Origin of the sequence: Paenibacillus sp. J31TS4 (assembly GCF_018403265.1) — a bacterium.
GTDB lineage: Bacteria > Bacillota > Bacilli > Paenibacillales > NBRC-103111 > J31TS4.
Genome location: NZ_BOSI01000001.1, coordinates 34,306 through 53,295, shown reverse-complemented (window position 1 = coordinate 53,295; position 18,990 = coordinate 34,306). Strand labels below are relative to the sequence as shown.

General features: G+C 62.1%; 19 protein-coding genes. 3 read left to right on the top strand and 16 right to left on the bottom strand.

Translation table 11 applies throughout. The annotated features are described in order from the left end of the window. Positions 1-88: 88 nt before the first annotated feature. The 12 genes from ftsY to KJS47_RS00200 form a co-directional block, all read right to left on the bottom strand. Complete coding sequence (gene ftsY, locus KJS47_RS00255; protein WP_213521759.1) at positions 89-1,084, bottom strand: signal recognition particle-docking protein FtsY; 996 nt, start codon at positions 1,082-1,084, stop codon at positions 89-91. A 121-nt stretch (positions 1,085-1,205) separates the two neighbouring features. Further along, on the bottom strand, positions 1,206-4,781 hold the full coding sequence (smc, locus tag KJS47_RS00250; protein ID WP_213521758.1) for a chromosome segregation protein SMC: 3,576 nt from the start codon (positions 4,779-4,781) through the stop codon (positions 1,206-1,208). A 135-nt stretch (positions 4,782-4,916) separates the two neighbouring features. Continuing rightward, complete coding sequence (gene rnc / locus KJS47_RS00245) at positions 4,917-5,615, bottom strand: ribonuclease III (protein WP_213521757.1); 699 nt, start codon at positions 5,613-5,615, stop codon at positions 4,917-4,919. A 23-nt stretch (positions 5,616-5,638) separates the two neighbouring features. Then, positions 5,639-6,883 carry a beta-ketoacyl-ACP synthase II gene (fabF, locus tag KJS47_RS00240; RefSeq protein ID WP_213521756.1) on the bottom strand — a complete coding sequence of 415 codons (1,245 nt, stop codon included), beginning with the start codon at positions 6,881-6,883 and terminating at the stop codon, positions 5,639-5,641. Positions 6,884-6,979: 96 nt separating this feature from the next. Further along, positions 6,980-7,213, bottom strand: coding sequence for an acyl carrier protein (locus KJS47_RS00235; protein ID WP_213521754.1), 234 nt, complete (start codon positions 7,211-7,213; stop codon positions 6,980-6,982). Positions 7,214-7,301: 88 nt separating this feature from the next. Continuing rightward, the gene (fabG, locus tag KJS47_RS00230; protein ID WP_213521752.1) at positions 7,302-8,042 is read right to left on the bottom strand and encodes a 3-oxoacyl-[acyl-carrier-protein] reductase; all 741 of its coding nucleotides are present in this window, start codon (positions 8,040-8,042) and stop codon (positions 7,302-7,304) included. A 90-nt stretch (positions 8,043-8,132) separates the two neighbouring features. Next, positions 8,133-9,065, bottom strand: coding sequence for an ACP S-malonyltransferase (fabD, locus tag KJS47_RS00225; protein ID WP_213521750.1), 933 nt, complete (start codon positions 9,063-9,065; stop codon positions 8,133-8,135). A gap of 151 nt (positions 9,066-9,216) precedes the next feature. Further along, positions 9,217-10,203, bottom strand: a complete 987-nt coding sequence (locus tag KJS47_RS00220) for a beta-ketoacyl-ACP synthase III (protein ID WP_283772041.1) — start codon at positions 10,201-10,203, stop codon at positions 9,217-9,219. Then, complete coding sequence (plsX, locus tag KJS47_RS00215; RefSeq protein ID WP_213521748.1) at positions 10,200-11,198, bottom strand: phosphate acyltransferase PlsX; 999 nt, start codon at positions 11,196-11,198, stop codon at positions 10,200-10,202. Before plsX ends, KJS47_RS00220 begins: the two co-directional genes overlap by 4 nt. Beyond that, positions 11,198-11,791, bottom strand: coding sequence for a transcription factor FapR (gene fapR / locus KJS47_RS00210; protein ID WP_213521746.1), 594 nt, complete (start codon positions 11,789-11,791; stop codon positions 11,198-11,200). Before fapR ends, plsX begins: the two co-directional genes overlap by 1 nt. 173 nt (positions 11,792-11,964) lie before the next feature. After that, on the bottom strand, positions 11,965-12,141 hold the full coding sequence (gene rpmF / locus KJS47_RS00205) for a 50S ribosomal protein L32 (RefSeq protein WP_213521745.1): 177 nt from the start codon (positions 12,139-12,141) through the stop codon (positions 11,965-11,967). Positions 12,142-12,207: 66 nt separating this feature from the next. Beyond that, positions 12,208-12,717 (bottom strand): YceD family protein, encoded by a 510-nt coding sequence (locus KJS47_RS00200; RefSeq protein WP_213521744.1) that lies wholly within the window; start codon positions 12,715-12,717, stop codon positions 12,208-12,210. Between the two features lie 185 nt (positions 12,718-12,902). On the opposite strand from KJS47_RS00200, the gene KJS47_RS00195 reads away from it, so the two are divergent. Then, the gene (locus KJS47_RS00195; RefSeq protein ID WP_213521743.1) at positions 12,903-14,135 is read left to right on the top strand and encodes a nucleotidyltransferase; all 1,233 of its coding nucleotides are present in this window, start codon (positions 12,903-12,905) and stop codon (positions 14,133-14,135) included. A 1-nt stretch (position 14,136) separates the two neighbouring features. On the opposite strand, the gene KJS47_RS00190 is transcribed toward KJS47_RS00195, so the two are convergent. Beyond that, positions 14,137-15,123 (bottom strand): YlbL family protein, encoded by a 987-nt coding sequence (locus tag KJS47_RS00190; RefSeq protein ID WP_249716004.1) that lies wholly within the window; start codon positions 15,121-15,123, stop codon positions 14,137-14,139. Positions 15,124-15,422: 299 nt separating this feature from the next. Between KJS47_RS00190 and KJS47_RS00185 the strand changes: the two genes are divergently transcribed. Next, positions 15,423-16,694, top strand: a complete 1,272-nt coding sequence (locus KJS47_RS00185; protein ID WP_213521742.1) for a hypothetical protein — start codon at positions 15,423-15,425, stop codon at positions 16,692-16,694. On the opposite strand, the gene coaD is transcribed toward KJS47_RS00185, so the two are convergent. Next, positions 16,691-17,194: a pantetheine-phosphate adenylyltransferase gene (coaD, locus tag KJS47_RS00180; RefSeq protein ID WP_213521741.1), complete on the bottom strand. Its 504-nt coding sequence runs from the start codon at positions 17,192-17,194 to the stop codon at positions 16,691-16,693. The genes KJS47_RS00185 and coaD overlap by 4 nt on opposite strands. A gap of 27 nt (positions 17,195-17,221) precedes the next feature. After that, positions 17,222-17,812: a 16S rRNA (guanine(966)-N(2))-methyltransferase RsmD gene (gene rsmD, locus KJS47_RS00175; protein ID WP_213521740.1), complete on the bottom strand. Its 591-nt coding sequence runs from the start codon at positions 17,810-17,812 to the stop codon at positions 17,222-17,224. A 391-nt stretch (positions 17,813-18,203) separates the two neighbouring features. Here rsmD and KJS47_RS00170 point away from each other — a divergent pair, with 391 nt between their 5' ends. Beyond that, entirely contained in the window at positions 18,204-18,557 is a 354-nt protein-coding gene (locus KJS47_RS00170; RefSeq protein WP_213521739.1) for a YmaF family protein, read from the top strand. Between the two features lie 69 nt (positions 18,558-18,626). On the opposite strand, the gene KJS47_RS00165 is transcribed toward KJS47_RS00170, so the two are convergent. Then, positions 18,627-18,977, bottom strand: a complete 351-nt coding sequence (locus KJS47_RS00165) for a hypothetical protein (protein WP_213521737.1) — start codon at positions 18,975-18,977, stop codon at positions 18,627-18,629. Positions 18,978-18,990: the final 13 nt, after the last annotated feature.

Here is an 18,990-nt window from a genome sequence, read left to right as displayed (position 1 = left end):
CCTCTGCCTTCCCATAGCGGGAGACAAAGGGGGTTTGGCTGTACGGCAAGCTTCACGCCGTCAAGTCTGGCAGTCCGTTCCGGTCCGCTCAAGCCTCCTCGGCCAGATCCTCTTCCTTGATCAGCCCCGCAAACAGAGCGTGCACGAACTGATCGGAGTTGAATTCCTCCAGATCGTCCATCTTCTCGCCGAGGCCGACGAATTTGACCGGCAGGCCGAGCTCCTGGCGGATGGCAATGACGATGCCGCCCTTGGCGGTGCCGTCGAGTTTGGTCAGGACAAGCCCTGTCAGTCCGGTCTTATCGCCGAACAGCTTTGCCTGATTCAGCGCATTCTGTCCGGTCGTCGCATCCAGTACGAGCAGCACCTCATGCGGCGCATCCGGCACTTCCCGCTGGATGACCCGGTAGATTTTGTTCAGCTCTTCCATCAAATTGACCTTGTTCTGGAGACGCCCTGCGGTATCGCACAGCAGAATATCCACGCCCCGCGATTTGGCTGCCTGCACGGCGTCGTACATGACGGCCGCCGGATCGGAGCCGGCCTGCTGCTTGATGACGTCCACGCCGACACGCTCGCCCCAAATTTCCAACTGCTCGATCGCTCCGGCCCGGAACGTATCGCCCGCGGCAAGCAGCACTTTTTTGCCCTGCTGCTTGAAGCGGTGCGCCAGCTTGCCGATCGAGGTCGTCTTGCCGACGCCGTTCACGCCGACGACCAGGATGACGGACAGACCGTTCTCGTTCAAATGAAGCGAATTGTCCTGCTCCCCGCGGAGCAGGCCGACCAGCTTCTCGGACAGCACCGGGCGGAGCTCCTCGGCGTTCTCAATGCGCCGTTTGCGCACCTCGACGCGCAGCTCGTCGATCAGCTTCAGGACGGTCGTTACGCCGACATCGGCGCCGATCAGAATTTCCTCCAGCTCCTCGTAGAACTCCTCGTCGATTTTTTTGCGGCGGAGGATGAGGTCCTCGACCCGCTCGACGAACACATCCCGCGTCTTCGTCAGGCCTTCCTTGAATTTGTTCGTGACCGCCTCGGTTTGGCGGGAAATGTTCTCCTTCAGTCGTTTAAAAAAGCTCATGGGCTTTCCTCCAATTCGCATCTGCCTGTACGCATAAGGCCGTTCGTCCCTGCGCGCAAGCTTCCAGTAGTCCGCGCCCGCGGCGGGGCGCTTCTGCACAGACGGCTCTCGCCCGGCCGGGTTAGGCCGAGACGGCCGCCTCCTCCTGCTCGAGCTTGACGGACACCAGCTTGGAGACGCCGCCCTCCTCCATCGTCACGCCGTACAGCACGTCGGCCTCTTCCATCGTTCCTTTGCGGTGGGTGACCACGATAAACTGTGTCACGTGAGAGAACTCGCGCAAATATTCGGCGAACCGCGAGACGTTCGCCTCGTCCAGCGCCGCCTCGACCTCGTCGAGCACGCAGAACGGCACCGGCTTGACCCGCAGAATCGAGAATAGCAGGGCGATGGCCGTCAGCGCCCGCTCCCCGCCGGACAGCAGCTGCAAATTCTGCAGCTTCTTGCCGGGCGGCTGCGCGACGATCTCGATGCCGGTATCCAGCGGACTGGACGGGTCGGACAGGATCAAATCGGCGCGGCCCCCGCCGAACAGCTTGGCGAACACGATGACAAAGTGTGATCGGATCGCCTCGAACGTCGTCCGGAACCGGCGGGACATTTCCTCGTCCATCTCCCGGATGACGTGGTAGAGCGTCGTCTTCGCCTCGGTCAAGTCCGCCTTTTGCTCGCTCAGGAACTCGTAGCGTTCGTTCACGCGGCTGTATTCCTCGATCGCTCCCAGATTGACGTCACCAAGCGCGGTGATCTGCCTCTTGAGCTCCTTGACGGTAGCCTGGGTGGCCGTCACGTCCTCCGGAAGCGGATATTTATCCTTGGCCATCTCGTAGCTCAGCTCGTAATCCTCGGCGAGTTTGTTCAGCAGGTTGTCCAGCTCGACGTCGGACCGGTTGAGCCGCACCTCGGTCTGGTGGAGTTCCTCCTCGACCTTCTTCAGCTGGTTTCGCTGCGTGCGGGTCTTGTTCTCTTCTTCCTCCAGCGTCTTGGCCCATTCCGCCCGCTCGGCGCGCTTGTACTCCGTCTTCTCGAGGCAGCTTTGCTTCTTGCTCTTCAGATCGTTCAGCTGCTCCGCCTGCATGAGTGATTCCTTCTCGTTCGTCTCGCTATCGGCGATGACCTGCTCCAGCAGGCGGCGGTTCATCTCCAGCTCGCTCTCCGCCTGGCCATGGTCGGCCTGCAGACGTTTGTACTGCTCGACGAGAGACTGCTTCTCCTGGGCGAGCGACGCCGCCTGCACCTTGAGCTCCGTCATCTGGCCGACGAGCTCTTCCTTGGCCGACTCGCTCGCCTTGCGGGCCAGCTCCGCGTCGCGGATCGCCTGCTGCAGCTCCTTCTCCCGCCGCTCCATCGCGGCCAGCTGCGCCTCTGCCTCCGTCCGTCTCGCGAGCAGCTGACGCTTTTCGTCCTCCAGCGCCTCCTGATCCTGCTCGTAGAGAGCGGACAGCTCTTCGTTCTTCTGCGCTTCCTTGGCGAGCGGAGCCAGCTCGGCCGCATACTGCTGCTCCTCGATCCGCTTGCGCTCGCCTTCTTCCCGGAGCCGCTCAAGCTCTTCGTTCTCCGCGGCCAGCTGCTGCCGCAGCTGCCTCGTCTGCTCCTGGAGCGCCGCGAGCTGTTTGTCCGCCTGCGCGATCTCGCGGGTCAGCTCCTCGATCTGCCGCTGGCGTCCGAGCAGACTGGTCGTCTTACGATGCTGGCTGCCTCCCGTCATGGAGCCGCCGGGGTTGACGACGTCCCCTTCCCGCGTCACGACGCGGAACCGGTATTGGCACTTGGCCGCTATCCGGTTCGCGTCCTCCAGCGTCTCGGCGATAATAACGGTCCCGAGCAGGCTTGAAAAGATATTCCGGTATTTGTCATCGAACCGGACCAGCTCGGCCGCCACACCCACGAAGCCGGGCTGCCCCTCGACCGCCCTCAGATCATGGTCGGAGACCGAGCGGCCCCGGATGACGTCGAGCGGCAGGAAGGTCGCGCGCCCGGACTGCCGCTTCTTCAGGAAGGCGATGGCCGTCCGGCCGTCTGCTTCGTTCTCTACGACGATATTCTGCAGTGCCCCTCCGAGCGCCGTCTCGACGGCCAGCTCGATCTCGGCGGGCACCGTGACCAGCTCGGCGACCGCGCCATGGATGCCGCGCAGCCCGTCCGGCCGCTTGGCGGCCTTCAGTACCTCCTTGACGCCGTGCTGGAAGCCGTCGTAATCGTCCTGCATCTCCTTCATCGTGTCCTTGCGCGAGAGCAGCGCGTCGCGGCGCTGCTCCTCGCGCCGGACCGCAAGCTGGCTCTGCTCGAGCGAGGCGCTTTTCGCCTTGAGGCTCTGCACCAGCTCGGCATAGCGCTCCCGGATGTGCGTCAGCTCACCGCCTACCCGTTCCTTGGATGCCTCGAGCTCCGTCCGGCGGCTCGCCAGCTTGTCCTTCTCCTCGGCCCACTTGGCGAGCTCGCCCTCGAGGCGGCCCTCCCGGCGGGCGACCGCTTCGAGCTGCTGCTCGGCATAGCGCAGCTCGTTGCGGCTCTGCGCAATCGCATTGAGCGCATCGAGCAGCTCGGCCTTGTGGGTCTCCTCCGCCTCGCTTGAAATGCCGCCGTTCACGCCGAGGAGCTTCTCCTCTTCCTCCGTGAGCTGATCGCGGCAGTCCTCCAGCTGCTGGGAGACGGTAACGATCTTTTGCTTCGTCTCGGCGAGATCGTCCCTGCGTGTTCCGATCCGCTCCTCCTGCGAGCCGATCGTCTGCTCGAGCTGTGCACGGGTAGAGGCGAGGTGCTTCTTGCGTTCGCGCAGCACCTCACCCTGCCCCTCGCACTTCTCGAACTCGGCACTGATCGTGAGCAGGCTCTCCTGCAGCTGCTGCAGCTCCTGCTCGAGCCGGCGGGTCTCCCAGCGGTGGCGCTCCAGATAAGCGTCATGCTGGTTGACGACGCTAGCGAGCTCCATCTGCTCGGTCTTCAGCTCCTCGAGCCGCTGCTTCATCGCCGACCAGTTGCGGTGAATCTCCTCGATTTGGTACACATACAGCGAAATCTCGCTCTTCTTGAGCACTTCCTTCAGCTGCTTGTACCGAATCGCCTTCTCCGACTGCAGCCGCAGCGGCTCGATTTGGTCCTCGAGCTCGGAGACGAGATCGTGAATCCGCAGCAGGTTCTGCTCGGTTTCATTCAGCTTCTTCTCTGCTTCCTTCTTGCGGGACTTGTATTTGACGATTCCCGAGGCTTCCTCGAAGATGCCTCGCCGATCCTCGCTTTTGGTACTGAGGATCTCTTCGATGCGGCCTTGTCCGATGATGGAATAGGCTTCCTTGCCGATCCCCGTATCCATGAACAGCTCGGTAATATCCTTAAGCCGGCATGACTGCCGGTTGATGAAATATTCGCTGTCTCCGCTTCTATGTACCCGTCTCGTGACGGTTACTTCACTGAAATCGAGCCCCAGCGCGTTATCGGAATTGTCAAGCGTTAGGGAGACTTCTCCGTAGTTGACCGCCTTGCGCGCGTCGCTTCCGGCGAAGATCACATCCTCCATCTTGCCTCCCCGCAGGGAGCGGGCGCTCTGCTCTCCCAATACCCAGCGGATTCCGTCGGAAATGTTGCTCTTCCCGCTGCCGTTCGGCCCGACGACCGCCGTAATGCCCTGGACAAACTCCAGCTCGGTCTTGTCGGCGAACGACTTGAATCCAGCCAGCTCGATCCGCTTCAAAAACATGCTCTCACCTCCATTCCATTGTACCATACACCCTATACAGTGACGATTCCTCCCGGCGGGAGCGACCCAAAAAAAGAGCGGACAGCAACCTGCTTCAGGTTCCTGTCCGCTCTTCCCAAGCGGCGGCGGGGCGGTTTATTTGACCGGTACGTTCATCCGTTCCAGCGCTTGGGCGGCCGCTTGCTGCTCCGCTTCCTTCTTAGAGCGTCCGGTGCCCTGGCCGAGCAGTTTGTCGGCCATCCACACCTCGGATAAAAACTCCTTGTCGTGGGCGGGACCGCGCTCGTCCACGATCCGGTATTCCAGCGGACCGAGATTCCGCTGCTGGGTATATTCTTGCAGCTGTGTCTTGTAATCGAGAATCTGCGGCTTGCCTTCTCCGGATAGCCGGGGGAAGACATACTTCGCTAGAAATGCTTTCACCGTCGGCAGTCCCTGGTCGAGATAGAGGGCGCCGATGAACGATTCGAACACGTCCGCCAGCAGAGCCGGACGGGTCCGCCCGCCGGTCAGCTCTTCTCCTTTGCCCAGCAGGACGTAGCTGCCGAACTCCAGCTGCTCCGCAAACAGGACGAGAGAGGGCTCGCAGACGATCGACGCTCTCAGCTTCGTCAGCTCGCCCTCCGACCGGTTGGGGTGCGTCTCGTACAGATACTCCGAGACGGTCAGCTCGAGGACGGCGTCTCCGAGAAACTCGAGACGCTCGTTGTCCCTGCTCCCCGATACCCGGTTCTCGTTCACATAGGAAGAATGCGTGAAAGCCTGCTTTAGCAGGGGCAGATTGCGGAATTCGATGCCGAGAGCGGACAACAGCTGCTTTAAATCCCGATTCATGGTTTCCACCCGCTTTGCTAGATTTAGGCCTCGAATTTCTTCAGCACGATGGTGGCGTTGTGGCCCCCGAAGCCAAACGAGTTCGACATGGCGACCTTCACGTCCGCTTGGCGCGGATGAATCGGCACGTAATCGAGATCGCACTCCGGATCCGGATTGTCCAGGTTAATGGTTGGCGGCAGCATGCTGCGCTCAATCGCGAGCGTACAGATAACGGCTTCCACGCCGCCGGCTGCCCCGAGCAGATGCCCCGTCATCGACTTGGTCGAGCTGACCGGGATGCGGTAAGCCTGCTCGCCGAAGGCGTTCTTGATCGCCTGGGTTTCCCCGATGTCGCCGACGCCCGTGGACGTGCCGTGAGCATTGATGTAATCGAGATCCTCGCCGGTCAGACCGGCGTCTCTCATCGCATGCTTCATGCAGCGAGCCGCGCCTTCTCCGCCCGGAGACGGATCGGTCATATGATGCGCATCCGCGCTCATGCCGTAACCGACGACCTCCGCATAGATACGGGCGCCGCGTGCCTGGGCGTGTTCAAGCGATTCCAGAATGAGAATGCCTGAGCCCTCGCCCATGACGAAGCCGTCACGGTCCTTGTCGAACGGGCGGCTTGCCTTCTCCGGCTCGTCGTTGCGCGTGGACATGGCCCTAAGGGCGCAAAAGCCCGCCATGCCGGTCGGGCTGATCGTCGCCTCCGACCCGCCGCAGATCATGACGTCGGCGTCTCCGCGCTGGATCAGCTTGAACGAATCGCCGATCGAGTGGGTGCCGGTCGCGCACGCCGTGACGGCGGTGCTGTTCGGTCCTTTCGCTCCGGTCATCATCGAGATCTGGCCCGAGCCCATGTTCGCGATCATCATCGGAATGAAGAACGGGCTGACGCGCTTCGGTCCTTTTTCCAGCAGGATCTTATGCTGCTCTTCCCACGTGCTCAATCCCCCGATTCCGGAGCCGACGATTACGCCGACACGCTCGGGGTCCGTATCTTCCTTTATGTTCAATCCAGCGTCCTTCAGCGCCATCTGGCTGGCCGCAACCGCGAACTGTACGTAGCGGTCCATCCGTCTGGCTTCCCGCTTGTCCATATAGTCCTCGGGATTGAAGTCCTTGATCGAGGCTGCGATTCGAGTCGGATACTCGCTCACATCGAAGCTCTCCACCAGCGATACGCCGGACTTGCCTTCCATAAGATTGCTCCAGAAGGTATCAAGATCATGACCAAGCGAAGTCATAACCCCCATACCGGTAACAACCACGCGTCTTGTCATGAGTCACCTCTATAGAAACTTAAGTATTGGTTGGTATCTTCATAGGCGATGGATGAGGAGAAGTCCCGTCTGTAAGAACGGGACTCGCATTCCAGCTTACTTATGAGATTGTATGTAGGCGACTACTTCTCCCACAGTTGTAATCTTCTCAGCATCCTCGTCGGAAATCTCCATATCGAACTCGTCTTCAAGCTCCATAACCAATTCCACTACATCCAGGGAATCAGCGCCCAAGTCATCCTTGAACGAAGCTTCGGTAGTGACTTCAGACTCTTCCACTCCGAGACGATCAATGACAATTCGCTTTACGCGGTCCAAAACGTCGGACATCCGGCTCACCTCCTCTTTGGTATTATACGAGAATTAACTTCAAATTGCCATAGAATCCTATACAGGCTCCAAAAAGAGCGGGACAGGCTTACATATACATGCCGCCATCGATATGAATCGTCTGGCCGGTCATGTAAGAGGCGTCGTCCGAAGCGAGGAAACGGACGGCCTTGGCGATCTCCTCGGGCTGGCCTAGCCGGCCGAGCGGGATTTGCTGCACGAACGAGGCTTTGGTCTCGTCGTTCAGCTTATCGGTCATGTCCGTAGCGATAAAGCCCGGTGCGACCGCGTTCACGGTAATGCCCCGCGAGGCGAGCTCGCGCGCCGCCGACTTCGTCATGCCGATCACGCCGGCTTTGGCCGCCACGTAGTTGGCCTGGCCCGGATTGCCCAGCACGCCGACGACGGAGGAGATGTTGATGATCCGTCCGGAGCGCTGCTTCATCATCGGACGGGTCACGGCCTTGAGGCAGTGGAAGACGCCCTTCAGGTTGGTCGCGATGACCGCGTCGAATTCTTCTTCCTTCATACGCATGATAAGATTATCTCTCGTTATGCCGGCATTATTCACAAGAATATCCAGTCGGCCAAATTCGTCGAGCGTCTGCTTGACCATCGCGTCGACCTGCTCGGCGCTGCTGACGTCCGCCTTCACCTTGAACGAACGTCGGCCCTTCTCCTCGATCAGCCGGACGGTTTCGTCCGCCGCCGCCTCGCTGCCGGCGTAATTGACGACCACGTCGGCCCCCGCCTCGGCCAGCTCGAGCGCGATGGCGCGTCCGATGCCCCGGGAAGCTCCGGTTACAAGAGCGATCTTTCCTTGCAGCATAGTTCTCCTCCTAGCCAAGAGTAATAAAGTGGTTGCTCCCCCCGGCTCTCGCCGTACGGCACTCAAGAGAGGAGCTTATAGCGTTCGCCCCTACCGCAGCGAAGCGGCTTGCTCGACCGCCTCGCGGCTGTTTACGGACAGCACGCGAACCTGCTTGTCGATCTTCTTGATCAGACCGGCGAGGACCGTTCCCGAGCCGATCTCGACGAACGTATCGACACCTTCGCCGATGAGCCAGCGGACGCTGTCCTCCCACAGAACCGGCGCGTCGACCTGCCGCACGAGCAGCTCGCGGATCTCCGCCGGGTCCTGGACCGGACGGGCCGTTACGTTCGCCACGACCGGGACGGACGCCCGGTTCATCGCCGTCTTTTCCAGCACGAGCGCCAGCTGCTCGCCGGCGGGCTTCATAAGCGACGAGTGGAACGGTCCGCTGACCTCAAGCGGAATGACGCGCTTGGCGCCCGCTTCCTTGCCGCGCTCCACGAGGGCGGCTACCCCTTCCTTGCTGCCCGACACGACGATCTGGCCGGGACAGTTGAGGTTCGCCATCTCGACGACGCCCGCTTCCGCAGACACCGCGGCGCACAGCTCGGCGAGCGCCTCCCGCTCGGCGCCCAGCACCGCCGCCATCGCACCGGTGCCGTTCGGCACGGCGGATTCCATGAATTGCCCTCTTAGCCGGACCGCCCGGACGGCATCCTCGAACGAGAGCACGCCGGCCGCGACCAGCGCGCTGTATTCGCCCAGGCTGTGTCCCGCGACATAATCCGGTGCGAGCCCTGTTTCCTTAACCGCCTCGTAATAGGCGACGCTTGTCGTGAGCAAGGCGGGCTGTGTGTTGAACGTCTTCTTCAGCTCTTCCTCCGGCCCCTGGAACATCAGGTCGGTCTGGCGGTAGCCGAGCACACTGTCCGCGTAATCGAACAGCGCCTTGGCGCGCGCGTCCCCTTCGTAGAGATCGCGTCCCATGCCGACTGCCTGCGCTCCCTGGCCGGGGAATACGAATGCCACTTTCCCCATTGTCTCTCTCCTTGCTATGCGTTTATCGTGCCTCGGCCGGAACGCCGGCCGGGCGGCGGGACGGCCTCGCGGCCCCCTCCTGCGCGGGACGGAACGTCCGCCAAGAGGGCCTGCCGGGCCCCGCTCATTGAATTAACCTGACGAATTTCGATTACCAGATGAGAACCGAGGCTCCCCAGGTGAGGCCGCCGCCGAAGCCGACCAGCACGACGCAGTCGCCTTCCTGGAGCCGCCCCTGCTCGTCCGCCTCCGCCAGGGCGATCGGAATCGACGCCGCCGATACGTTGCCGTATTTGTCGAGGTTGATCATGCACTTATCCTCCGGCAGCTCCAGCCGGTTCAGCGACGCCTGGATAATCCGGATGTTCGCCTGATGCGGCACGAGCAGGTCGATCTCGCTCTTCTCGATCCCCGCCTTGCGCAGCGCTTCCTCCGCGGCCGAGCCCATAATGCGGACGGCGAATTTGAACACTTCGCTGCCGGCCATTTGGATGTAATGCCGCTTCTCCTCAAGGCTCTGCTGACTCGACGGCAGACGGGAGCCGCCGCCCTCGATCTTGAGCAGCTCGCCGCCCGAGCCGTCGGCCCCGAGCTCGAACGAGCGGAAGCCGCGTCCCTCCGGAACGGCGCCGAGGACGACGGCTCCAGCGCCGTCTCCGAACAAGATACAAGTGTTGCGATCGGTATAATCGGTAATTTTGGAGAGGCATTCGGCCCCTACTACCAATGCATATTTATAAGTCCCGGTTGCGATAAAATTCGCCGCGTTGGCAAGGCCGTAGATAAACCCGGAGCAGGCGGCGGACAGATCGAAGGCGGCCGCGCGGCGGGCGCCGAGCTTCTCCTGCAGGATGCAGGACGTCGACGGGAATGCCATATCCGGCGTAATGGTCGCCACGACGATCAGGTCAAGCTGATCGGCCGTAATGCCGGCCTTCTCCAGCGCAATTTTGGACGCCTCGTAGGCCAAATCCGAGGAAGCCTGCTCGGGCGACACGATGCGGCGCTCGCTCATTCCCGTCCGGGTCCGGATCCATTCGTCGTTCGTATCCACCATCTGCTCAAGGTCGTGGTTGGTCAGCACGCGCTCGGGCACATATTTGCCCGTTCCCAATATTCCTACCGGAATTCCTATCATGTCAGTTCACTTCCCACTCTAATTTCCGAGGAGATGGCCTCGACCAATCCGTTCTGTACGGCCGTTCTTGCCTGCCGGACTGCATTCTTGAAGGCGTGGACGTCCGAGGAGCCGTGGCTCTTCAGGACGAGCCCATCGATGCCGAGGAGCGGCGCTCCCCCGTGTTCCGTGTAATCCAGCTTTTTCTTGAATTGGCTGAGGCCCGGCTTGAGCACGGCCGCCGCCAGCTTCGTGGACAGGGAGCGCGTGAACTCCGTTTTGAGCGCCGAGAAGATCGCCCCCGCCGTTCCCTCGAGCGATTTGAGGAGAATGTTGCCAACGAAGCCATCGCAAACGAGCACGTCGCACGTTCCGGACAGGACGTCCCGCGCCTCCACGTTGCCGATGAAATGAATCGGCGCTTCCTGAAGAAGCGGATACGCCGCTTTGGTCAGCTCGTTGCCCTTGCCGGGCTCGGTACCGACGTTCAGCAGGCCGACGCGCGGTTTCTCGATGCCATGCACCTTGCTCCGGTAGACGCTCCCCATGATCGCATACTGGAGCAGATGCTCCGGCTTCGCGTCCATGTTGGCGCCGAGATCGAGCGCGAGCGCCCCGCTGCCGTCCATCGAGGGAATCATCGGAGCGAGCGCCGGGCGCTCGATGCCCCGAATGCGGCCGACGATGAGCAGTCCGGTCGCCATCAGCGCACCGGTGTTGCCGGCCGAGATCATCGCGTCTGCTTCCTTGGCCCGCACCAGCTGGCCGGCTACGACCATGGAGGCGTTCTTCTTGCGTCGGACAGCCTTGGCCGGCTCGTCCTCCGCTTCGATCACTTCCTCCGCATGGTGCAGGCGCACGTTAGGCGGACACTGGGCCAGCAGCGGCTGCAGCCGATCGGTGTGCCCGACCAGGATCAGCTCGGTGTCCGGCCACTCGGCTGCCGCCTGCAGCGCACCCGCCACGACGGCGTCCGGCGCATGATCGCCGCCCATGGCGTCTATCGCGATTCGCATTATTCGTATCCCCCTTCGCTGCGATGGTCTTTCTCTTTCTTGGAATGGTAGATGAGGAAGTTGCCCTGGAAGACCATCTCATCGTTCACGTAGGTGAATACCTCCACCTTGGCTTTGCCCTTGGTGATCGAGCGAACGTAGCACTTGGCCACGCATTTCTCCCCGAGCATGACCGAGCGAATAAACCGGATGTCGGCCGATGCCGTCAAGGCGATCGCGTCGTTGATGACGGCTACGGCAAGCGAATTCGCCTGCGAGAAAATATGATGCCCCCGGGCAATCTTGGTGCGGGAGAAGACGTGCTCCTCCCGGATTTCGAATATGGAGATTCCGCTTTTGTCCAGCTGCAGGTCGATGATATCCCCGATCACTTCGTGAAGGGGAAGCGACCGGACCTGATCGTAGGACTCCTCCGCCATCTGCTTCATCCGCTCCCTTAGCTCAGGGATTCCGAGCTCCAGACGGTCCAGGCGGATCGTCTGGATGCTGACGCCAAACCGCTTGGTCAGCTCCTCGTCGGTAATGAACGGATTGTCCTCGATTTCCTTGACCAGCTGCTGTTGGCGAAGCCGTTTTGGTATGCGTTCGGTCATGCAGCACCGCCTCTTCCCGTTCTTATTACCTGGTGCTAAAAGTAGTATATAGAATTCCCGCCAAAAAAGAAAGACAAACCGTCGGTCCGCTGCCAACGCCTGCCGCCAGAGGAAAAAACGGACAAAAAAAATAGCACCTCACCACAGGATGAAGCACTACTTTGTTTTGCAGCTTAAGATTGTTTAATGATCTCTCTTCCTTTGTAAGAACCGCACACCTTGCAAACGCGGTGAGCCAACTTCAATTCTCCGCATTGCTCGCACTTGACCATGCCCGGCACAACCAGCTTAAAGTGAGTCCGGCGCTTGTCGCGGCGCGTTTTGGATGTTCTCCTTTGAGGTACTGCCATACTTCCCACCTCCTTACAGTAATCAACGCCCTCTCTGCCGCCGCAGCGGCAGCGGGCGGGGTTGTCTTAATCCGAATCTTTGAAAAAGTCCGCCAAGCCGGCGAGACGCGGATCAATCCGTTCCTGCTTGCACGCACAATCCGTTTCGTTGCGGTTCGTTCCGCATACCGGGCACAGGCCCTTGCAATCTTCCTTGCACAAGGGAATGTTCGGCAAGGCGAGCCAGACCGCTTCTTCCACGAAAGGCTTCAGGTCGACCGCGTCTTCGGTCACGATGTGGGCATCCTCCCGCTCCTTCTCGGGGAGCAGGTCCTCCCGCTCGGTGAACACCTCGCGGAACGGAACGGCGAGCCGCTCGTGAACAGGTCCTAAGCAGCGGGCGCAAACCATTTGTACGTCAAGGGTCAATTGTCCGGTAACTTCCGCAACGCCGGACGTCAACTCTGCCTGCAGATCGGCTTCGAGTTCGCCGAAGCCTTTGACGTCTGTGCGTCCTTTGAGCAGTCCGGAAACGTCGAGCGTTTCCTTCAAGCGTACCGTCTTTTCTTTGGCCAGCTTTTTCCATAGCAACTGCATCACATTCACCCCAAACAAACAAAAGTAATTATCCTATAGGAAAAGGGTTTTGTCAACATTTTCTGTACGTGCTATAGTCAAACTAGCAAAAACAGGCGGCGCCGCCCTCTCGGCGGCCGCGCGTGCCGTTCCGGAAGCGGCGGAACCCGCGCCGTCCGCCTGGCGAAAGGAACGAGAGCCAAGTCGTGAGAACCGTCGGACTGATCGTCGAATACAATCCTCTGCACAACGGACATGTCTACCACTTCGAGCAGGCGAAGCGGCTGACCGGCGCGGAAGCCGCTGTCGCCGTCATGAGCGGCCATTTCCTCCAGCGGGGCGAGCCGGCTGTCGTCGGCAAATGGGCCCGGGCCGAGATGGCGCTCCGCATGGGCGCCGATCTCGTGCTCGAGCTGCCGGTCGCCTATGCGTGCCAGCCCGCCGAATGGTTCGCCTACGGCGCCGTGGCGACGCTCGAGCGGACCGGCGTCGTGGACGCTCTATGCTTCGGCAGCGAGAGCGGCGATCTCGCCTGGCTCTCCGCTCTCGCGGACGGCCTGTCCGCCGAAAGCGCGGCGTTCCGGACCGCGCTCGCGGCGCGGCTGAAGCAGGGGCTGCCGTACCCGGCGGCCTACGGGGAAGCCGCAGGGGACACGCTCCCGGAGGCCGACGCCCGCCGGCTGGCCGAGCCGAACAATACGCTTGGCCTGCACTATTTGCTCGCGTTGAGGCGGCTCGGCAGCCGGATCGAGCCGGCCACCGTCACCCGGCACAAGGCCGGGTACCATGACCGGGAGGCGGCCGACGCCCGCATCGCCAGCGCCACCGCGCTGCGCCGCATGCTCGGCGAAGACGGGCTCGAAGCGCTGAGGCCTTACGTGCCGCACTCGACCTACGAGGTGCTCACGCAGGAGCTGGCGGCGGGCCGCGGGCCGGTCGACTGGGACCGGTTCGTGCCCGCGCTGCTCCACCAGCTCGTCACCCGCCCCGCCGCGGAGCTGGAATCCCTCGCGGAGGTGCGCGAGGGGCTCGAGCACCGCATCCTGCAGGCGCTCCCCCGGCTGCAGCCCGCCGCGGGCACGATCCGCTTTGAGGAGCTGCTGGCGGCGCTCAAGACGAAACGCTACACCCGTACCAAGCTCCAGCGGACGCTGCTGCGCATTCTGCTGAACCACCGCAAGGACCAGCTGGCCCGCCCCATACTGGCGGAAGGCCCCTCCTACTTGCGGGTGCTTGGCTTCACTTCCCGCGGACAGGCGCTCCTCAAGCGGATGAAGCGTACCGCCACCCGCCCGGTGATCGCGCAGGCTGGGCGGTTCGCCGATCCTCTGTTCGAGCTCGACGTCCGGGCGACGGCCGTCTACGCGCTCGGCTATGCGAATCCGCACCCGGACGAGCTGTTCCGGGATTACTACCAGCCGCCCGTCCGGGCCGACTGATTCAGGCGGCCGGCTTCTCCGCCTTGGACGGCAGCTTGCTCAAATAATCGAGCGCATCCTGCATCGTCTTCACCGGCACGACCTTCATGGTCGTGCCTATTTTGCGCGCTTGCTCGGCCGCCTCCGAATAGTTCGGCAGCGTCTGCCCGTTCGGGGAGGTCCAGTCCGCCGGTGCGAAAAAGATCTCCGCCTTCTCCCGGTCCGCCGCCATCACCTTGTATTTGATCCCTCCGATGACCCCGACATGTCCCTCCGGGTCGATCTCGCCGGTCCCTGCGATCCGGTATCCCTTGGTAATGTCCCCCGCTACGAGCCGGTTGTAAATTTCCAAAGAGAACATAAGGCCTGCGGAAGGGCCTCCGATATCGCCTGCGCTCACGGTCACCTTTTTGGACTCGTCATGGGGCTGGACCGACTGCACGCTTCCGAGCGTAATGCCGATGCCTACGGAAGGCCCGCCCTGAGGGGAGGCCGACGGCGCCGGTGACGCCCCCGGCGATGGCGAAGGGGAGGGAATCACGCCGAGCGTCACCTCGGCACGCTTTGTTTCTTCCTTGCGCTTGAAGGCGAGCGCGACGCGGTCGCCCGCCTGCTTGCCCTTCAGGCGCGAGGTGAGGTCTCCCGGCTGCCGCACCGTCTGGCCGTCCGCCTCGATGATCAGATCGCCGACCTGCAGCACCTGTGCGGCCGGCATGCCCTTCTGCACATGCAGCACGAGCACGCCGTCCCCCTGGATGGTGTAAGGAATGCCCGCTTTTTTGTACGCGGCCTGAATCGCATTGCTCTGGGAGGACATCATGTTGTACTCCTGCCGCTGGTTATACTCGTCCTCGTTGCTGTCCGTCCCGAGCACGGCTTTCTTGGTGCGGATCTCCTCGCCCTTCAGCTTGGCTGCGACGAGCCCCGCCGCGTTAGCGCTTTTGACCCCGACCGTCGTCAGCAGAAACTGCCCGGAGACCGGCTTCGCTTCCGTTTTGGTATGCACCATGGGGCCCAGCACCTCCGCGGACCCCGGCTTAAAGATAAAATAGGGCAGCGGAAACACAAAGAGAAGAAGAAATAGGATAAATCCCCATACGGCGGCGGGCCAAAACCGGGAATAGGCCCGGTCCCCTCGCTTGCTTGATCCTCCCCTGCGGCCGCTGCCTGCGGCCATCCACCGCCCGCCGTCATGATTTTCCAAAGGCTGATGCCTCCTTCCGAGACAAGCCCGGCTTGGTCTAATTGCATCCGGGCCGGCGTAAACATTTAGCAAACTTCTCTCCAGATTGCGTGGTGACGTGCTGTATGGCCTCTTCGCCGTCCTCCGGCAAAACGGACAGCCGGCTGTTTACGCTTCTGCTCGGCCTGCTGGCCGCGGTGCTTGTCGTCTTTCTTATTGTATATCCGGATCAGGCGTTTCAATCCTCCCTACAGGGACTCGGCATCTGGTGGGACCTCGTGTTTCCCGGCCTGCTGCCATTCCTGATCCTGTCGGAGCTCTTGATCGGCCTTGGCGTGGTCCACGGTTTGGGCGTGGTCCTCGAGCCTCTGCTGCGGCTCGTCTTTCGCCTGCCCGGCGCCGGCGGCTGGGCTCTCGCCATGGGCCTTACCGCCGGCTATCCCGCGGGGGCCAAGGTCACGTCCCAGCTGCGCAGCGAGCGGCTGCTCGGGCAGGGCGAGGCTGAGCGGCTGCTCGCCCTGTCGCATCTCGGCAATCCGATGCTGCTGATCGCCGTCGTCGGCGTCGGGTTCCTGCACAGCGCCCAAACCGGATTCCTGCTCGCCGTCGTTCATTACACGGCGGCGATGCTGACCGGCCTGGCGCTGCGACTCAGGCCCGACGGGGCGGGCGCTCCCGCGGATGCCGGGACCGGAGGCGCGCCGGGCGAAGCGGCACGGCCCGGAGAGGCCCCTTCGCCGGGCCGGTCTCCGGGCCGACGCCCGGCAAGCCTGCCGGTACGCGCCGCCCGTGCGATGCGCGCCGCCCAGCGGGACGACGGCCGCGCCTTCGGCAAGCTGCTCGGCGACGCGGTGGCGGGCTCCGTGCAGGCGCTCATGGCCGTAGGCGGCTTCATGATCGCCTTCGCGGTGCTGAACCGCGTCGTCCTGCAGCTCGCCGGCGCCTGGCTGCCCGCGAGGCTCGCCGCGCTCGCTTCGCCCGCGCTGCTCGAGCCGCACCTCGGCGCCTACGCGGCCAGCGGCGCGCCCGGCGGCCCGGCTCTGCAGGCGGCGCTCGCGGGGGCCGTGCTCGGCTGGAGCGGCCTGTCCGTCCACGCGCAGGCCTACAGCCTGGCGCGCTCGGCGGGGCTCCGCTACGGCCCCTTTCTCGCCGCCCGCGTCCTGCACGCCGCCCTGGCGTTCGGACTCACGCTCGCGCTGTGGAAGCCGCTCGGCAGCCTGTTCTTCGGCGCGGCGCCCGGCTTCCTGCCCGCCGCGGCTCCTGCCGGCTCCGTGTCCGGCACGCCGGAGCTGTGGACGCTCGCCCTCTGGCTGTATGCCGTGCTGGCGTCCCTGTTTGTCCTACTGGCGGCTGGCTTGTCTATCCTTGCCCGGCTTCGGAAGCCCCGTACCCGTTAGCTGGTGCCATATTTGGCGCGGAGCGCCGCCTCCACCTCCGGCGGCACGAGCTCGCCGACCGGCCCGTGAAACTGCGCGATCTGCTTCACGATGCTGGAGCTGAGGTACGAATACTGGCTGCTCGACATCATGAAGAACGTCTCGACATCCTCGTTCATCTTGCGGTTCAGAGCCGCCATCTGCAGCTCGTACTCGAAGTCCGAGACGGCGCGCAGCCCTTTGACGATGACGTCGGCCTGCTTCTGCACCATATAGTTGATCAGCAGGTCGTTGAAGCTGTCGACTTCCACGTTCGGCAGATGCTGCGTGACCTGCTGCAGCAGTCCCTTGCGCTCCTCCAGATCGAACAACGGCGTCTTGCTCGCGTTGACCAGAACCGCCACAATGACCTTGTCGAACACCTGGGCCGCTCTCTGGATAATGTCCAGATGCCCGTAGGTAACCGGGTCGAAGCTCCCCGGACAAACCGCAATCCCCGAATGCCGTCTTATGCTCTTCATGCGTTCTCCCTCCCTATGCTGCTCTGCTTACGGCGTCTCCGCCCCTTCCGGCTCGTCGCCGGGGGCTGGAGCATAGTCGTACAGTGTGATGGCAATCTCCCCGTATTCGGTATGCCGACGCTCTACAAACGAGCCGATGCGGGCCGCGTACCGGTGCTCCGCATCATGCTCGATCAGCACGACCGCCCCCGGGTTCGCGAGACCCAGCTCCTCGAGCTGAAGCAGGACGTCGTCCATTCCCGTCAGTTTATAAGGCGGGTCGAGGAGCACCAGATCGAACCGGATGTCCCGTTTGGCCAGCGCCTTCAAGGCGCGGAACGAGTCGTTGCGGTAGACCTCCGCCCGCTTCTCGAGTCCCGTCGCCTTCAGATTGTCGCGTATGACGTCGATGCTTTTTTTCTCCCGGTCGATGAAAACCGCGAGCTCCATGCCGCGGCTCAACGCCTCGATGCCCAGGCCGCCCGTACCCGCGAACAGGTCGAGCGCCTTGCCTCCGTCGAAATAAGGGCCGATCATGCTGAAGACGGCCTCTTTCACTTTGTCGGTCGTCGGCCTTGTGCCCATGCCGGGCACAGCCTTGAGCGGCCGGCCTCCGGCTTCTCCCGAAATGACTCTCATCTTGTGTTCACCCGTCTTATCGTTTGCTTTTCGTTGCTATCGTACCACACTTCGCAGACGCGACAAAAAAATTTTGCCAGCCGATGTATATTTCGCCTGCCCCCTGTCCATCCTTAAAGTATCGACATGAAAGTGTCGAAGACAACCGCGGAGAAGGCTTACGTTTCCCCATAAGTTCTTCGTCCGGTTTCTCCTCTCCCATGAAAGAGGGCCCCGCAAGGGGCCCTCGCTTTCTGTTGGAGACCTTTTATAGCTGTGGCGATTATGGGGCGTCATCTTTCCAAGTCCCCGAGCCCGATGAATCGTCTTGACGTTGACACTAGGCCCACACCTTCTGGACCGTCCTGCCGTATGATGCCCTGAAGTTCCATTTGACCTTAGGAGGGCACGCATGAGCAGAACGTTATCCAAGAAGAGCAAGTTAAAAAGAAGCCGGCAGCGGCACGTCCATGAATTTGAAGGAAGCACGAAGCTGGCAGAAGCCGGTCCGGACCGACACAATCACCGGTTTGCGGGCGTTACCGGACAAGCGATTCGGGTAGGGAACAGCCATGTCCACGAGATCGATCTCTCGCATACCGATTTCCTTGATCATTTCCATGACCTCAAAAAAATAAGAACCGGGCCTGCGATTCCCGTCGGCAATGGGAAGCACGTTCATTTCGTATCCGGCATGACGACCGAAAACGACGAGCACAGACACGCCTTCCAATTCGCAACGCTGATTGACCGGCCTCTCGTCTAAACTAAAAGCCGGCGTCTCAGCACAGACCCCCTCCAGAGTCTGGAGGGGGGGTCGTATCGGGGATCGCTTTTATTGGCGGTAATTCGGGAACGATTGTCCCTGCTGGAAGTCCTGGCGGCCCTGCTGCTGCTGACCAAGCACGTTCTGCGACATGCTGGTCACGATTTGGCCAAGCTGGCCGATGACCTGCGAGAGGCTCTGCATTTGCTGAACCGCCATCTGGTGGCCGTGAAGCGCGGTTTGGATGGCCTGAACCGCTCTATGCTCCTTGTGAGCGAGCTGCTCGAGCTGAACGGCGTTCTGCTGCTCCTGCTGCAGCATCTCCTGGTACATGGCGCTTGCCTGCTGGGTTTGCTGCATCAGCTGCTGGAGCGTTTGCTGACAATGCTGGATCTGCTGGTTGGCGTTAACGAAATACATGGAATTTCCCTCC

Bases quoted from the DNA above. Each gene is read 5' to 3' on its own strand.
- plsX (WP_213521748.1), bottom strand. From the start codon at position 11,198: ATGCGAATCGCGATAGACGCCATGGGCGGCGATCATGCGCCGGACGCC.
- ftsY (WP_213521759.1), bottom strand. From the start codon at position 1,084: ATGAGCTTTTTTAAACGACTGAAGGAGAACATTTCCCGCCAAACCGAG.
- fabF (WP_213521756.1), bottom strand. From the start codon at position 6,883: ATGACAAGACGCGTGGTTGTTACCGGTATGGGGGTTATGACTTCGCTT.
- fabD (WP_213521750.1), bottom strand. From the start codon at position 9,065: ATGGGGAAAGTGGCATTCGTATTCCCCGGCCAGGGAGCGCAGGCAGTC.
- KJS47_RS00190 (WP_249716004.1), bottom strand. From the start codon at position 15,123: ATGGTGCATACCAAAACGGAAGCGAAGCCGGTCTCCGGGCAGTTTCTG.
- KJS47_RS00200 (WP_213521744.1), bottom strand. From the start codon at position 12,717: ATGCAGTTGCTATGGAAAAAGCTGGCCAAAGAAAAGACGGTACGCTTG.
- smc (WP_213521758.1), bottom strand. From the start codon at position 4,781: ATGTTTTTGAAGCGGATCGAGCTGGCTGGATTCAAGTCGTTCGCCGAC.
- fapR (WP_213521746.1), bottom strand. From the start codon at position 11,791: ATGACCGAACGCATACCAAAACGGCTTCGCCAACAGCAGCTGGTCAAG.
- rpmF (WP_213521745.1), bottom strand. From the start codon at position 12,141: ATGGCAGTACCTCAAAGGAGAACATCCAAAACGCGCCGCGACAAGCGC.
- KJS47_RS00165 (WP_213521737.1), bottom strand. From the start codon at position 18,977: ATGTATTTCGTTAACGCCAACCAGCAGATCCAGCATTGTCAGCAAACG.
- KJS47_RS00235 (WP_213521754.1), bottom strand. From the start codon at position 7,213: ATGTCCGACGTTTTGGACCGCGTAAAGCGAATTGTCATTGATCGTCTC.
- rnc (WP_213521757.1), bottom strand. From the start codon at position 5,615: ATGAATCGGGATTTAAAGCAGCTGTTGTCCGCTCTCGGCATCGAATTC.
- rsmD (WP_213521740.1), bottom strand. From the start codon at position 17,812: ATGAGAGTCATTTCGGGAGAAGCCGGAGGCCGGCCGCTCAAGGCTGTG.
- coaD (WP_213521741.1), bottom strand. From the start codon at position 17,194: ATGAAGAGCATAAGACGGCATTCGGGGATTGCGGTTTGTCCGGGGAGC.
- KJS47_RS00220 (WP_283772041.1), bottom strand. From the start codon at position 10,203: ATGATAGGAATTCCGGTAGGAATATTGGGAACGGGCAAATATGTGCCC.
- KJS47_RS00170 (WP_213521739.1), top strand. From the start codon at position 18,204: ATGAGCAGAACGTTATCCAAGAAGAGCAAGTTAAAAAGAAGCCGGCAG.
- fabG (WP_213521752.1), bottom strand. From the start codon at position 8,042: ATGCTGCAAGGAAAGATCGCTCTTGTAACCGGAGCTTCCCGGGGCATC.
- KJS47_RS00185 (WP_213521742.1), top strand. From the start codon at position 15,423: ATGGCCTCTTCGCCGTCCTCCGGCAAAACGGACAGCCGGCTGTTTACG.